Below are 14103 nucleotides of genomic sequence, written 5' to 3' on the forward strand. Positions count from 1 at the left end.
GTCAACGCCTCACGGTAGAGAATTTGGAAAAGCGGGTGAAAAGCTGGATCAGCCCCATGCAGGCCCAGGTAATGGCAAAGGCCACCACCGCGAGCGCCGATGGCTCGTAGGCGCGGTTGCCGCCCATCCAGACCATGTACGGACCGAAGGACCCGACGTTGAGCAAGGCGGCGAAGACATATTCACCGATGACGATCGCGAAGGTCAGGAAGGCCCCTGAGAGTACCGAGACGAAGACGTTCGGCAGGATGACGACGGCGAGAATGCGCGCCCAGCCGGCCCCAAGGCTCTGTGCCGCCTCCGTCAGGCTGCCGATATCGATGGTGCGAAGGCCCGTGTCCACCGAGCGATACATGTAGGGTAGCGACAACGTCGCATAGCCGAACAGAAGCAGGAGATTGGTGCCCCACCAGCTTCCCGTCAGCGGCAGGACCGAGGACGTGTTGTAGATGCGGATATAGCCGAAGACGATGACGATCGGCGGAATGACCAGTGGCAGCAGCGTCAGGAACTCGACGATCGGACGCAACCCGGGAAAACGCAGCCGCACGAAATAGGCGGTCGGGACCACGATCAGGATACCGAGTGCAATCGTCAGCAGTGCCAACACGACCGAATAGCCGAAGGTCTGCTGGAATTGCGGATCGGCCAGCACGACACGATAGGCTTCGAAGCTGTAGCCATCGCGCTGCATGCGCATGGAGAAATCGAACATGCCGACGAGCGGCAGCAGGAAGTAGAGCCCGCCCAAGGCGACGGCGAGCCAGGACCAGAGGCGTCTCTCCGTCATTTGACCCACCTTTCCGCACGCATGCGCAGGAGGATGTAGATCGCGTTGGCAATGGCGGTCAGCAGGATCATGGCAAAGGCGATGGCGTAGCCCAGATGCGGATCGTTGAGCACGTCGCCGCGGATCTGCGCAAACAGTACGATCGGCGCGATCGAGAGTGATGAGCCGGTCAGTGCGATTGCGGTCGCAACAGCACCAAAGGCATTGGCGAAAAGCAGAGCGAGCGTACCGAGAAGCGAGGGCCACAACACCGGCAACGCCACCAGTCGCCAGTATTGAAAACCGTTGGCGCCAAGGCTCTCTGCCGCCTCTCGCCATTCGCGCCGCAGCCCCTCCAGCGCCGGCGTGATGATCAGCACCATCAGCGGGATCTGAAAGTAGAGATAGGTGAGCGCCAGGCCGAGGAAGGAGACGATGTTGAAGCCTGCGCCGTAGAGATTGATGCCGAACCAATGGCGCAACAGCATCGTCACCAAGCCGAGGCGACCGAGTGTTGCGATGAAGGCAAAGGCAAGCGGCACGCCGGCAAAATTCGAGGCCACACCCGAGAAGGTGAGGATGGCACTGCGCAAGGGGCGCGGGAGGCCGCCAAGGGTGATGGCAGCGGCGATGAGAAAGCCGAAAAGGCACCCGAGTACCGCCGTCAGCAGGCTGAGCTCGATCGAAATCCAGAACGCCGACCGTATCGAGGGCGCCAGAAGCTTGCCAAGGTTGTCCAGCGTCACCTGTCCCTCAGCGTTGCGGAACGCGCCGAGCACGATGTTGAGTGTCGGCAGGATGAGGAAGAGCGTGGCAAAGAGGAAGAAAGGGGCAACCCCGAGCCAGCTGAGAACCTGCCGCGGCCTGAAGGCTGCCGGCAGGGATGCGACACTTGTCGTCATCGGATTTGTCCCTGGAATAAAAATTGCGCCAAAGGCGGGCGAGAGGCTTCCTGACAGGTAAGCCTCTCGCCGACCGGAGGAGTTATTTCACGTTGGCGCCAACCACCTTGTCCCAGCCCTCGACCACGGCGGTCTTGTTGGCGGAAAGTTCGTCGACGGTCGGGAAGATCGCCTTTTCATAGGCTTCGGCCGGCGGCAGCTTGTCGAGCAGCTCCTGCGGGAACTTGCCGGCCTTCAGCATGGCGTTGAAGCGCGCGGGGTGGCAGTAGCCCTTCAACCAGCCGGTCTGGCCCTCGTCGGAATAGAGATATTCCATCCAGAGCTTGGCGGCGTTCGGGTGCGGCGCATAGGCCGAGATCGCCTGCACATAGACGCCGGCGACGACACCGCTTGCCGGCACGACCACGTCCATCGGCGGATTGCCGTTCAGCGCGTCGCGCCAGGCCAGCAGATTGTAGTCCCAGGCAGCGACGATCGGCGTTTGCCCCTGTGCGATGGTGCCGGCCTTGCCGAGCACCGGCACGAAGTTGCCGGACTTGTTCAGTTCGGCAAAAAGCTCAAGGCCCTTGCCGCCGGATTCCGCTCCAGGCTTGGCGCCACGCGAGATGCCTGCCGACATCAGCGCCAGGATCGCCTGCGCCGAGGACCGCGGGTCGCCGGTCAGCGCCACGGCCCCGGAGTATTCAGACTTCGACAGATCCGACCAGTCGGCCGGTGCGGTCTCAAGCAGGTCCTTGTTCACACCGAAGGCCATGACGCCGTAGTAGTCGCCGTACCAATAGCCCTTCTCGTCCTTGATGTTGTCCGGGATTTCGTCCCAGGTCGCCACCTTGTATGGTTGAAGCAGGCCCTCCTGCGCGGCGGCCGGCGCAAAGGCCAGACCGAGATCGACGACGTCGGGTGCCTGCGAGCCGGTATTGCCCTTGTTCGCCCGGATTGCTTCCAGCTCATCGGCCGTACCGGCATCGGGGTTCAGCTCGTTGACCTCGATGCCCGGATATTTCGCCTTGAAGCCGGCGATCACCTCTCCGTAGTTGCACCAGTCGTGCGGCAGCGCGATGACCGTCAGCGTGCCTTCCTTTGTGGCGGCGGCCACGAGTTCTTGCGAAGCCTCGGCGCAGGCAATACCCGGCAGCGCCGCGGCCAGGGCAAGAGTGGAGACGAAGGCGCGGCTCGTTGCGCGCGATACAAGCTTCTTCATGAAATTCCTCCTGTTGACCGTCGGCGACGGATCGTGGGCGATGGCTACTTCTGTCCTTGCATCCGGTCGTCGGCACCGCCGTCAGTTCCGGTTCCCCCGCACCTTGTCTGCGTCCTGCGGAAGGCTGCATCGGTGCGTTTTCGTGTAGGGACAGCATGTAACAATTGGACGACGAAGAAACGTCCACTATGGTGCAATTGACTGTACCAATTTTGGAGACGTATCGGTGGTCAAACAGCTTGAAGGCCCGATCCTGCCTTTCCTTCGCCTCGATGCCTCGATTGCCCTGCCGAAATTCCGCCAGGTACAGGACCAATTGCGCATGGCGATCCTCAAGGGACACCTGCGGGCTGGAACACGCCTGCCTGCCAGCCGCATCCTTGCCGAGGAGTTGGGCCTGTCGCGCCAGACCTTGGTGCGAGTGCTCGATAACCTGAAGGCAGAGGGCTATCTGGAGGCACGGCAGGGAGCCGGTACCTTCGTATCGACCGCCTTGCCCCGCCAATCAGCGAAACACCAGTTCGCCCCAACGCCGCGGGGTGCCGCAGAGACTACCCCACCGCGACTGTCGCGTATTGGCGACCTGTCACGCCGGATGTCCGCTGATATCGGCCAGATGGAAGACAGGCCTTTCCTCCCCAACCGTCCGGCGCTCGACCGGTTTCCCTTTGCCATCTGGCGGAAATGCTGGAACTCGGTGACGCGCGGCGGCAAGGCTGTGGCCATGGGCTATGGCGACGTTGCGGGCGAACTGGTTCTGCGGCAGAGGATCGCCGAATATCTGGCCCTCCATCGGCGCGATCCTTGCGATCCCGAGCAGATCGTCATCACGCCCGGTGGGCATGCCGCCTTCACGCTCGCAGCTCTGGCGCTCGCCGACGCCGGCGATGGGATATGGTTCGAGAATCCGGGACCTGTGACCACCAGCAACCTGTTCCGCACGCTCGGGCTGCGGCTGTGCCCGACGAATGTCGATGCAGAGGGTATGGATGTCGAAGGCGCCATGGCTCGCTATCCCGATGCGCGGCTCGCCTTCGTCATGCCCTCGCGCCACCACCCGCTCGGCGTCACCCTGTCGTTGCCGCGCCGGCTCGCCCTGCTCGAATGGGCGCGGGCGAACGATACATGGATCATCGAGGACGACTACGACAGCGAATTCCGCTACGACGGCGCGCCACTGCCTTCCATGCGCTCCATCGACGGTAACGACCGGGTAATCTATGCAGGCAGCTTCAGCAAGGCGCTCTATCCGGGAATTCGCGTCGGCTATCTCGTCCTGCCACCGCAGCTCGTCGGAGCCTTTCGCACGCTCTCGGGATTGATCCATCGCAGCATGCCGGTCGAAACCCAGCTGGCGCTTGCGGAGTTTATCGGCGGGGGGCATTTTGCCAGTCATCTGCGCCGCATGCGCGGCCTTTATGCCGAGCGCCGCGAGGCGTTCATGCAAGCCGGGCGGGACGCCCTTGGCAGTCTTGCCCGCGTCGACTGCTCCGAAAGCGGGCTCAACGCACTCGCTTGGCTGCAAGACGGTCGTGAAGACCAGGCCTCGCACCGCGCCGTGCTCGATGCGGGGCTGCAATGCTATCCCCTGTCCGACTATACGATCGCCACGCCTCAGCCGGCTGCGCTCATTCTCGGCTATGCCGGTGTTCCGGCCGATCGGATGAGACCTCTTCTTCTTCGGCTGGCCGAAGCGATCGCTCGAAAATAGCCCCTCGGCGAGGACATGTTCCAGATCGCTCACCGCGCAGCTAGCGCCGTATGCGGCGAAGAACTCTGCGCGCGGCGCCGCGACTAGGCCTTCCCCAGAATGGCTTCGGCCCGGCTTTGTGCCAGGCTTCTTCTGGCCGATGGCCCGAATTGGCGCGGAGGGCGAGCCTGCGCCCTCCGCCTTTTCACGATCGTCAGGCCGCCTTCGCCTTGATGTTGGCGGCAGAGAGAGCGATTTCGGTGAGTGCCTTGTCAGTGGCCGCATCTTCCTGAAGGGTTTGGTCGAGCAGCGGCACCGCTTTCTCCAACCCAAGTTGCTTGGCCCAGGTCTTCAGGGTGCCATAGCGCGCGATCTCATAGTGTTCGACCGCCTGAGCCGTGGAGATGAGGCCGGCGTCGAGAGCCGGGCTCCCTTTGAACTCCTCGATGATCTCCTCGCCCTCGGCGATGATCCCCTGGATAGCCTCGCAGGTCTTTCCCTGCGCGCGCTTGCCGAGGCTCTCGAAGACCTGTTGCAAGCGCTCGACATGGCCCTCCGTTTCGTCCCGGTGCTTCTGGAACGCCGCTTTGCTGTCGGGCAATTGCGCGGCGCGCGCCATCTTTGGCAGCGCTTTCAGTATCTGCCTCTCCGCATAGTAGATGTCCTTAAGGCCGTCATAGAACAGCGCCTCGAGCGTCTTCTCCGGCATAGCAAGCTCCTGTGCCATCTGGTTGGAACGCCTCCAACGGCCGCGGCGCCGAAAGGTTCCAGACGGAAACAATACTTCGCCGCACCAGTTGGAACCCGGTCAGCGCCCCATGCATTGATGAGACCCGGCATGCTCGATCCGGCCAGCGCACACACAATGGCCGCCGGAGCATTCGAAACATCCAGTCGCAAGGAGAACTGGTAATGAAAGACAATGGCTCCGCCCCGGTCCCGGGCACATCAGCCAGAAAATGCGCGCCTGGAGTTCAATCTCGTTTGAGGCGCAATACTTCGAAGCCGCCAGATGCCCGACAAAGGGAAGTGGCGGCCTCACCAGGCGACGGCGAAGCGTCGCTCGCCGCGACGGATGGCACGCAGCAGCCCTCCCCGCGATGGGAACCGATGAGCGGCAACTGGCAAAATTGACCGCGACGACATTTCAATCTCCCACGCTTAAGCCTCGGAGATAAAAGGGCATCGGCAATTGGCAAGGGCCCTGATCCCTCTACCGTGGCATTCTTCGGGTTTGACAAGCCCGATCGTCGCCCCAGTTCATGGTGATGGCTTTAAGTGAGGTCGTGCGCAGCAACGCACAACGAACAGCAGCACTGGTCAAATGGACCCTCGGTCGGGAACGACCGCGCCGGAGCAGCCCTGTTTCCTCCATGCGCAGCTTCTGGGGCCTGTTGCTGGCCTACTGGCTCTCCGAACGTTGGCGCGAGGCCTGGGGCTTAACCTTTTTCATCCTGCTGCTCACCGGATTGTCGGCGCAAGCAAGCGTCTACTTCGCCCTGACGTCCGGCGAGCTCGTCAATCGGATCGCCAATTTTCACCATCCCACCGTGCCCACCACGCCTTCGTCGCTCCTGACCACCGCAGCAACGCTCGCGGCGATCGCGATCACCAGGGATGCCGGGTTCACTGCGGTCCGTCATTTCTTCTCGACCACGCTCCACCGGAAATGGCGCCAGTGGCTGGATGAACGCTTCAACCAGGCGCTGCTCGATTCCAACCATACCCATTTCCACCTTCAGCAGAACGGATTTGGCGCCGCGACCGAAGGCGAGAGTTCGTCGCCCGACAACATCGACCAGAGGGTACAGGAAGCGATAAAGGGCATGACCGGCGGCGCCATCGGTCTTGGCGTGGGCATCGCCGGCGTTGTTTTGTCGCTTGGCTTCGTCGGGAGCAAACTGATCGAAACATCGAGCCCCGTCAGGGGGCTTGATCTGCTCGGCAGCTACGGCAGCGCCTGCCTGATGTTTCTGGCGATCGCGATCTACGTGCCGCTCAATACGTTCATCGCAGCCAAACTCGGCAGTGTCCTGCAGGGCCTGTCCACACGCATTCAATCGGCCGAGGGCAGCTATCGCAGCGAATTGAACCAATTGTTGCACCGTAGTTTTCATGTTGCGGTCATCAAGGGCGAACCGGCGCAGAAGGCCATCAACGGGCGCCGATATCGCGAGATCGACCACACCTGGACGAGGCTCAACCGCGTGACCGCCGGCTACATGGGCTTCGAGCTGGTGCATAATTTCCTCGGCTCACGCATCGTCGCCTATGCGCCAGGGCTACTCCCCTACGTCGACAAAACGATCAGCCTGCAGGACTATGTCACCGGCGCCGAGCTGGCGACGGCTCTGATCAACGAATGCTCGTGGTTCATCCATGCGATGCCCGACATCGCGACGCTCAGGGCGAATGCACACCGGATCACCGAGCTTGCCCAAGCAATAGAAGCGGTGCAGCAGCCGCAGAATTACTATGCTCGCAGCGGCCCCTCGGTGTTCGAGTACAAGACCCAGGACACCGCGCGCGGACTTACGATCCAAGCGGTCGAGCTCATGCATGCCGGCGATGACCAGGCTTTCCTGACCGCTGACGAACTGAATTTCCTTCCCGGAGAGTGGACCTTGGTGGTCGGTGAATCTGGAAGCGGCAAGACTTCGCTTCTGAAGGCCATCAACGGTCTGTGGGCACACGGACGCGGCACGATCACGACGCCGGAGAACGTGCGAAGCCTCTACGCTGCCCAGGACGTCAAGCTCCAGGGTGTTTGCCTGAAGGATCTCGTCTGCCTGCCGGATGAGGCTGACGCCCATGACGTCGCCTCTGTCGTATCGGCGTTGGAGGAAGCCGGGCTCGAAGAAATTACGGAAGGGCTTTCGAGCGATGGTCGTGATGGGCAGAACTGGGACAAGCTTCTGTCGGGAGGCGAGAAGCAGAAACTGGTCCTTGCGAGAATCCTGCTATTGAGGCCAGGCCTGCTCTTCCTCGACGAGGCGACAAGCGCCCTTGATAGCGACGCGGTTCGGGCGTTCCATCAATCGATCAAGGGCCATTGCCCGGAGGCGACGGTGATCGCCGTTATGCACGACACCTCGTCGATCCAGTCAGAAAGCGGGGTCGATTTCTTCGATAGCGTGCTCACCATCGACAACGGCATCGCGACGAAAACGCCAATTACCGACTGGCGCGATACGAAGGAGTAGCTGCCACCGGCGGCCCGCCCTATTTCTTGGGTCATGTGCCGCGCATTCATTTTGTGACGCGGCGTGAACAGCGATCAAAATCCCCCGAAGCTAGGAGCCCCAATGCGTATTGCCCTCCTTGTCAACGCACTCGAAACCGAAAGGCCGACCTATACGACGACCGCGTTGGCGCTTGCCGCGCTCTCTCGCGGACATGAGGTTCTTTACGTCACGCCCGGTGATTTTATCCTGCGCCCTGACGATACACTGATGATACGGGCGGCCGGTTTCGTCGGCACGCGACCGAAGAAGCCCGAGACGCTCTTGCGAGCGCTTACCGACGCGGACAAGACCATCGTCAACGTCGAAGAAGTGGACGTTCTGCTGCTTCGCAACGATCCGTCGGAGGACGCCGAAAACCGACCCTGGGCATCTCACGCCGGGGCGAATTTCGGCCGTCTCGCCGCGGAGCGCGGTACGATCGTTGTCAACGATCCCTGCGGCTTGGCATTGGCCCAGGACAAGCTCTACTTCCAGGATTTCCCGGTGACCGTTCGCCCGACAACCTTGATCTCCAAGGACATCGATGAAATCCGTACGTTCATTGACAGCCACCCCGAGGGGGTGATCATCAAACCGTTGCAGGGTTCTGGCGGTCGAAACGTCTTCCGGGTGGGTACCAGCACGGAGGGCAATCTTACCCAAATTGTCGAGGCTGTCGGCGTCGTCGGCTATCTTATCGTGCAGAGCTACCTTCCGAAGGCGTCGGACGGCGATACGCGGTTGTTCCTGATGAACGGACGACCGCTGCACAGGGGCGACGTCTATGCTGCGTTCAGACGCGTGCCGCCCAAGGGAGACGTCCGCTCCAACATCCACGCAAGCGGCACTCCAAAGCCGGCCAACGTTACGAAGGAGATGCTGGCGATCGCCGAGACGCTACGGCCGAAGCTCGTTGAAGACGGCATGTTCCTGGTCGGCCTTGATATCGTCGGCGACAAGCTTCTCGAGATCAACGTATTCACGCCTGGCGGCCTCCAGACCATTCGCGAACTCCACGACATCGATTTCTGCGACGAGATCCTGGACTCGCTGGAAAACAAGGTGGACATCAAAAAGACCTATCGGGGATCACTCAGCAATCGGATCCTGTCGACGCTTTGAATTGGCGGCCCAATCCGTCGCGCGCTCCACTTTCGCGCAATGTGTTGACGGAACAGAACCGCCGATCCGGATGTTACTGTCCGCGAGTGGCAGGCAGAGCCCGTTTGCCGCAAAGGGCGACAAAGGAGATAGCGTTTCTGTGAATTTTCTACACCAGATTGTCTCTGACGTGCAGTTGATGCTTCGCCGGCCGCCGCGCATGCAGTACGCGGCCTTGTGTTATCGCTTTCGCAAAGACAACACACTGGAGATCCTTCTCATTACCAGCCGGGATACCGGACGCTGGGTCATTCCCAAGGGCTGGCCGATGAAAGGAAAGCGCGCGCATGAGGTGGCTGCGAGAGAAGCCTATGAAGAGGCTGGCGTGAAGGGCACCTGCCAGAGGTTTCCTTTCGGCTACTACTTCTACAAGAAGAGGCTGGACCATGGGCTCAAGATCTCCTGCAGGGTTCAACTCCACCCCCTGGAAGTCACGCGCATGCGCGGGAAATTCCCCGAGAAGGGAGAGCGAAAGCTCGCCTGGTTCGACTATCGGGAAGCGGCGAAGCGTGTCGCCGAGCCTTCGCTGCGCGACCGGATACTCCGTTTCGGACAGCAACGCGTTCCCTAGAGCCCCGCGCGTTTGGTTTCCAAAGCATCTTTCCGCTTCAAGTGATTCCACTTGAATGCGGGATGCTCTAGTGGACGCTGGCGACCTTGACGGCGTGGGCGAAATCCTCCGCCACCAGCTCACTGATCGCGATCAACACCTCCTCCACCGAAAACCCGGAGTCGATCGTCTCGCGGATCAAAAGCTGGAGGTCAAGTTCAACGACGTCCCGGCAATCCTCGAGCCGTTCCTCAGATACCGTGATGCTCTGCAGTTCTTCCATCGCGAGACTCCTCTTGACGTGGATTCTGCTGGTTCGCCCTCGCAAGCTTGTTCGCACGACCTTCCAACCCTTGGGAGGAGGTTTGAGTTCCGGCGAGAACTCCTCGAAGAGATCAAAGAAAGAGATTCGCTGCAACGCCTTGCGGTCGCATTGAGCCGCCTACCGGTCGCGGTTGCCTTGACGGCGTGACCGCCCTGCATCTCTCGACGGTTCTTCCGGCCCTTCCCAGCCAAAGACGCTGCGACCGCCGAACTCTTGCGATTGTCGAAACTCGCCGGCCACGATCTCCTTGAGATCCGGGCCGGTCACGTATCTCTCGAACTGGCGAGCCTGATCGTCGAGGCGCTTGAGAACCTGCATCTCTTCGTCACGACCGAGCTTCGCTTTCGACACGGCGGACTTCATCACCCGGATCGTCTCGTCGTAGACTTTCAGTGGAACCGGGAACGGGTGGCGATCCTTGCCGCCGTGGGCGAGCGAGAAGCGCGCCGGATCGGCGAACCGGCATGGCGCACCGTGCACCACTTCGGCCACCATCGCCAGCGCCTTGACGGTCCGCGCCCCAACGCCCGGCACCAGCAGGAGATGCTCGAAATCCTCTGGGCCACGGTCGGCGGCCGCAGCGAGCGTGGCATGCAGGCGTTTCATATTGACGTCTTCTTCGCGCACGTCGTGATGTTCAGGCATTATCAAATGCGGCAGCATTGGCTGCGCGCTTTGCTTGGTCACCCGCCTTGGCTCGATGGCCGCGACCTCCCGGACGATCCGATCCGGCCCCAGCGAAGCCAGAAGATCGAGCTGGCTGTTGCGCGAGGCCGCGGCGCGGCGGTCGGCAAGGTTGACGATCTCGCCCTGCCGCGCGCCTTCGATCGCCGTGTGGGGCGAATCCACGAAGCTGGTGATCCCCTCCGAAAGCCAATGGTAGCGCCGGGCCTGCCGCTTTTCGCCGTTCATGCCCTGTTGCACGATGACCCATTTGCCGTCGTCGGTGACGATAAAACCGTGCAGGTAAAGGTCGAAGCCGTCTTGAACTGCTGCACTGTCGACCTTTGCGACGAGGCGGCTGGTTGTCGCCAGGCCACTTCCATCGAGGCCCACGCGCTCGCCAATTGCAATCAGCTCGCCGGGGGTCTCCCGGGAGTTCCGCCCTCGACCGCCACAGACATGAATACCGAGTTCGCCTGACAGAGGCGACAAACCACGCTTCAGGGCGCCGATGACGCTGGTGGTGATGCCGGAAGAGTGCCAGTCCATGCCCATGACGCATCCGAAAGACTGAAACCAGAACGGATGTGCCAACCGCCGAAGAAACTCGTCTCGACCATATTCGATGACGATCGCCTGGGTGATGATCGCACCAAGTTTCGTCATGCGCTCGCCAAGCCACCGGGGAACCCGGCCACCGTGAAGCGGAAGATCTGCACTGCCTGCTCTCTGGACCATCCGGCTCTTATACACCGGCAGATGGTGCAGTCACACAGGAAAGTTCTCTAAACGTTCTCATTTGCGCCGGCAGTCGGCGAGACCACGGTCGCAAGCCGAATGGTCATGACGAGACCTTGCCCCCAGGAAGGTTCGACTGCACCAGCTTGAGTAACCACCAACACTACCTTTGCGCTTAAGATTGGGTTCAGCAATCGGCGATATGCCCCGCACCAAACGGCATTTGAGCAGGGTGCAGAATGAGTGAGTTCCAAAACAGAGCTGTTCGATTGATGGTTGCCTCCATAGGCGATGCTTCGACCAGCGATATCTCCGTGCGTCGCACGAACGTTCTGACGACTGCGATGGAACTCTACGTTGCTTTGGGGGGATCGCACGAGCAGCTTGAGACCGCCATCGCGAAAAAGGCGAAAAAGGAAAGCGACGCGCCGAGACGTATTGATCTGGTAATCGGCGATCTGATGATGGAGATGGCAACCATAAGCCACATTCACGATATCGACGTCATGCAGGCAGCGCACAATGCTCTCGACAGCGGCGTCCGTGAAACGACTTCCGCCTGAACTCCGCCCGTCCCGGCGGGTTTCTCGCTGCTCTGCGCCTTGCGCCCTTGGTGCCGTCGATTGTCGCTTGAGTAGCCAACCATTCCCTTGGGAGGCAGAAATCCTCGGCTTCCCGCTTCTCCGGCACCGCGTAGCAATGGTCTGTTAGAAGCGGGCGGCCAGGAAGTTCAATTGGACGTTCAGCCAATACCGGGCCTGTCTGGTCGCGGATTGAACCTCATGCCCAAACTCCTGGGTGTAGCGGCCTTCACACATCGTCGTGTCGACCACCCACAATCCGCCCGCGTAAATCGCCATCAGCAGGAAACCGCGCATGGCGGAGCAGAATGAACATTCGATATTTCTAAATTATTAACGCGGGACGTGATCTGCGATTTATGTCGAGCGGACCGCCTCCGGTCGGCTACCACCCACGCCCGCGTCCAGAAAAAGAGCCTCCACCAACCAAGCAGAGGCCCAGAGTCAGGTGCTTGCGACTGGCCGCTGCAGCGGGGACTGCGACGTCGGCGCAACCGCAATCGGAAAAGGCTGACAGAGGCTTCATCGGAAGGCAATGAACCTAAACGGACTATTGGATAACCAGCCGGGGCTAGACGGAACACCTCCAGGGCAGTAGCGATCGAACGCCCACTGGGCGATCCGCTGGCGTGCGCGCGAGATTGTGCGGCGGCCTCCGCGCTCACGGCCCAATGATGATTTGATCGCTCAGCGTTACCTTCTCGAAGTCATTGATCAGAACATCGGCACGTACCTGCCAGGTGCCCGCCAGCGGTATGTTCACGCGCTCGATCCGCCAATCTGCGTCGCCGCGCCGCGCTGCCGCACGTTTGAACGGCTCGATGCCGGAATCAGGCTTGGATAGGACGAGCGTCACCTCCTTGGCGGCAAGCGGTTCGACTTCGCCCGTGGCGAGGTTGATCGATACGTCGACCTCGCCCACCCGTCCGGGCAAGACCTCAACGAGGGCCACCGCCTTGTCCGTGTGGATGTGAACGCTTGCAGGCTGAGCCGCCAGAGCTAAGAGCGCGCGCGACGGCGGCGTGAAGCGCCAGCAAGAAACGGCGCCGAAGATCAGGACGACGATCAGTGTTTCCGCGGCGATCGAGCGGACCAGCCGCTTCGCCGAAGCCCGATCGCCAGCCATTACCGGTTCCGTCAGGCACCACCGATTTGCAAGCGCCAACAGAAACAGTCCGACCAGCAACGCCATCTTGACCATCAGCACCTGGCCATAGGCGGTTTCCAGCAGCGCTTGCGGCTTCTCCACCTGCACAAAGGCCAAGATGAAACCCGCTACGATAAGAACAACGAGCACGTAAGGGATGAAGGCCGAGAACCGGCCGAGCGCCTGAAGAGCCATCGGGTCCTTGCGCCGCAACGCGAGGCCCGGGGGAGCCAGCGCTCCAACCCAGAGACTGATCGTTGCGACGTGCAGGAAGACCGCCGGACGCATCAGCCATTGCGGCTCGGCTGTCGATGCATGGCCGCTCAGCGACAAGGCGACGGATGACGCGATCAGCGCGGCGAGAGATGACAGTCGAGCAGACCGACCCTTCGCCCGGAGAGCGATGGCGGCCACACAAAAGGCAGCGAAGGCGGCAATGGCCGTACCGCCGAAGCTCGTTGCCATCGCCGTGGACCAAACGACCGGCTCGACAATTTGCGTCACGGAAACGCCCAGTGCATCGAGCCCCTGAAAACCCACAGCGGCAAGTGCGCCGAGGAGCCCTATACCGAGCGCTGCTGCGACGACTTTGCACCCTGATCGCGGACCAAAGAGCAGCCAGTGGCGCGAAAACACACCGCCGACGCCGATGAACAGCCCCACGTAAAGCGCGAGCTTCGATAGGAGGAGACCGGCGCGGACGGCCCAGTCGATCTTGTCTTCCGTCGCGTGCGGAGCGGTGCTGGCCGCGCCGATCGAAAAGACGACCGATCCACCGATCGGATGCCCGTCGGCAGAGGTCACGCGCCAGCTGAGCACATGTGTGCCGTGCCCAAGATCGGATGGCGCCGCGATCACGACCACTCGATCCTTCAGGTCGAACCGCTCGAGCGGGATCGCTGTTCCATCCGGTCTGACGAGCTTTAAGGACAACGGCGAAACCGGCTCGCTGAAGGTCAGCACGTAGACCGATGGCGCGGTGCCGACGACCGCGCCATCCTGCGGTTCACTTGTGTTGAGCGATGCGTGGGCGAAGGCCGCGGCGGCCTGCATGAGGACCCCGCAGAGCGCGATCACCATCAGCCTCGCAAGACGAGTGAAGCTCGATGATACGTGCATCATGCGTGATCTCCGGTCACTTGGCCCTCGCCC

General features: G+C 61.5%; 12 protein-coding genes. 5 read left to right on the forward strand and 7 right to left on the reverse strand.

Features of this window, described 5'->3' with window-relative positions; translation table 11 throughout:
- Position 1 precedes the first annotated feature (1 nt).
- The 3 genes from ASE60_RS09920 to ASE60_RS09930 all read right to left on the reverse strand — a co-directional run bounded on the left by ASE60_RS09920 (position 2) and on the right by ASE60_RS09930 (position 2872).
- A complete protein-coding gene (locus ASE60_RS09920) occupies positions 2-790 on the reverse strand; it encodes an ABC transporter permease (RefSeq protein ID WP_057249748.1) in 789 nt (262 codons plus the stop codon).
- Positions 787-1671, reverse strand: coding sequence for an ABC transporter permease subunit (locus ASE60_RS09925; protein WP_057249750.1), 885 nt, complete (start codon positions 1669-1671; stop codon positions 787-789). The genes ASE60_RS09920 and ASE60_RS09925 overlap by 4 nt, the downstream gene beginning before the upstream one ends.
- Before the next feature lie 82 nt (positions 1672-1753).
- Entirely contained in the window at positions 1754-2872 is a 1119-nt protein-coding gene (locus ASE60_RS09930) for an ABC transporter substrate-binding protein (RefSeq protein WP_057249753.1), read from the reverse strand.
- 226 nt (positions 2873-3098) lie between these two features.
- On the opposite strand from ASE60_RS09930, the gene ASE60_RS09935 reads away from it, so the two are divergent.
- Complete coding sequence (locus ASE60_RS09935; protein ID WP_057249754.1) at positions 3099-4583, forward strand: PLP-dependent aminotransferase family protein; 1485 nt, start codon at positions 3099-3101, stop codon at positions 4581-4583.
- A gap of 193 nt (positions 4584-4776) precedes the next feature.
- Here ASE60_RS09935 and ASE60_RS09940 read toward each other — a convergent pair whose 3' ends face one another.
- On the reverse strand, positions 4777-5271 hold the full coding sequence (locus tag ASE60_RS09940; RefSeq protein ID WP_057249915.1) for a ferritin-like domain-containing protein: 495 nt from the start codon (positions 5269-5271) through the stop codon (positions 4777-4779).
- A gap of 664 nt (positions 5272-5935) precedes the next feature.
- Between ASE60_RS09940 and ASE60_RS09945 the strand changes: the two genes are divergently transcribed.
- From ASE60_RS09945 to ASE60_RS09955, 3 genes are all read left to right on the forward strand, one after another.
- Entirely contained in the window at positions 5936-7765 is a 1830-nt protein-coding gene (locus ASE60_RS09945) for an ATP-binding cassette domain-containing protein (RefSeq protein ID WP_057249756.1), read from the forward strand.
- A 102-nt stretch (positions 7766-7867) separates the two neighbouring features.
- Entirely contained in the window at positions 7868-8908 is a 1041-nt protein-coding gene (locus ASE60_RS09950) for a glutathione synthetase (protein WP_057249761.1), read from the forward strand.
- 139 nt (positions 8909-9047) lie between these two features.
- Positions 9048-9518 (forward strand): NUDIX hydrolase, encoded by a 471-nt coding sequence (locus ASE60_RS09955; protein WP_057249917.1) that lies wholly within the window; start codon positions 9048-9050, stop codon positions 9516-9518.
- Between the two features lie 67 nt (positions 9519-9585).
- On the opposite strand, the gene ASE60_RS09960 is transcribed toward ASE60_RS09955, so the two are convergent.
- Together ASE60_RS09960 and ASE60_RS09965 are read right to left on the reverse strand one after the other, a co-directional pair.
- Positions 9586-9780: a hypothetical protein gene (locus ASE60_RS09960; protein ID WP_057249919.1), complete on the reverse strand. Its 195-nt coding sequence runs from the start codon at positions 9778-9780 to the stop codon at positions 9586-9588.
- 159 nt (positions 9781-9939) lie between these two features.
- Positions 9940-11223 (reverse strand): DUF763 domain-containing protein, encoded by a 1284-nt coding sequence (locus ASE60_RS09965; protein WP_057249763.1) that lies wholly within the window; start codon positions 11221-11223, stop codon positions 9940-9942.
- A gap of 239 nt (positions 11224-11462) precedes the next feature.
- Between ASE60_RS09965 and ASE60_RS09970 the strand changes: the two genes are divergently transcribed.
- Entirely contained in the window at positions 11463-11786 is a 324-nt protein-coding gene (locus ASE60_RS09970; RefSeq protein WP_057249766.1) for a hypothetical protein, read from the forward strand.
- Between the two features lie 679 nt (positions 11787-12465).
- Here the strand turns inward: ASE60_RS09970 and ASE60_RS09975 are convergent.
- Positions 12466-14073, reverse strand: coding sequence for a copper resistance protein CopC (locus ASE60_RS09975; RefSeq protein WP_057249768.1), 1608 nt, complete (start codon positions 14071-14073; stop codon positions 12466-12468).
- Positions 14074-14103: the final 30 nt, after the last annotated feature.

It is taken from the genome of Ensifer sp. Root278, from assembly GCF_001429285.1.
Classification (GTDB): domain Bacteria; phylum Pseudomonadota; class Alphaproteobacteria; order Rhizobiales; family Rhizobiaceae; genus Ensifer.

Bases quoted from the DNA above. Each gene is read 5' to 3' on its own strand.
- ASE60_RS09920 (WP_057249748.1), bottom strand. From the start codon at position 790: ATGACGGAGAGACGCCTCTGGTCCTGGCTCGCCGTCGCCTTGGGCGGG.
- ASE60_RS09925 (WP_057249750.1), bottom strand. From the start codon at position 1,671: ATGACGACAAGTGTCGCATCCCTGCCGGCAGCCTTCAGGCCGCGGCAG.
- ASE60_RS09930 (WP_057249753.1), bottom strand. From the start codon at position 2,872: ATGAAGAAGCTTGTATCGCGCGCAACGAGCCGCGCCTTCGTCTCCACT.
- ASE60_RS09940 (WP_057249915.1), bottom strand. From the start codon at position 5,271: ATGCCGGAGAAGACGCTCGAGGCGCTGTTCTATGACGGCCTTAAGGAC.
- ASE60_RS09945 (WP_057249756.1), top strand. From the start codon at position 5,936: ATGCGCAGCTTCTGGGGCCTGTTGCTGGCCTACTGGCTCTCCGAACGT.
- ASE60_RS09950 (WP_057249761.1), top strand. From the start codon at position 7,868: ATGCGTATTGCCCTCCTTGTCAACGCACTCGAAACCGAAAGGCCGACC.
- ASE60_RS09960 (WP_057249919.1), bottom strand. From the start codon at position 9,780: ATGGAAGAACTGCAGAGCATCACGGTATCTGAGGAACGGCTCGAGGAT.
- ASE60_RS09965 (WP_057249763.1), bottom strand. From the start codon at position 11,223: ATGGTCCAGAGAGCAGGCAGTGCAGATCTTCCGCTTCACGGTGGCCGG.
- ASE60_RS09970 (WP_057249766.1), top strand. From the start codon at position 11,463: ATGAGTGAGTTCCAAAACAGAGCTGTTCGATTGATGGTTGCCTCCATA.
- ASE60_RS09975 (WP_057249768.1), bottom strand. From the start codon at position 14,073: ATGATGCACGTATCATCGAGCTTCACTCGTCTTGCGAGGCTGATGGTG.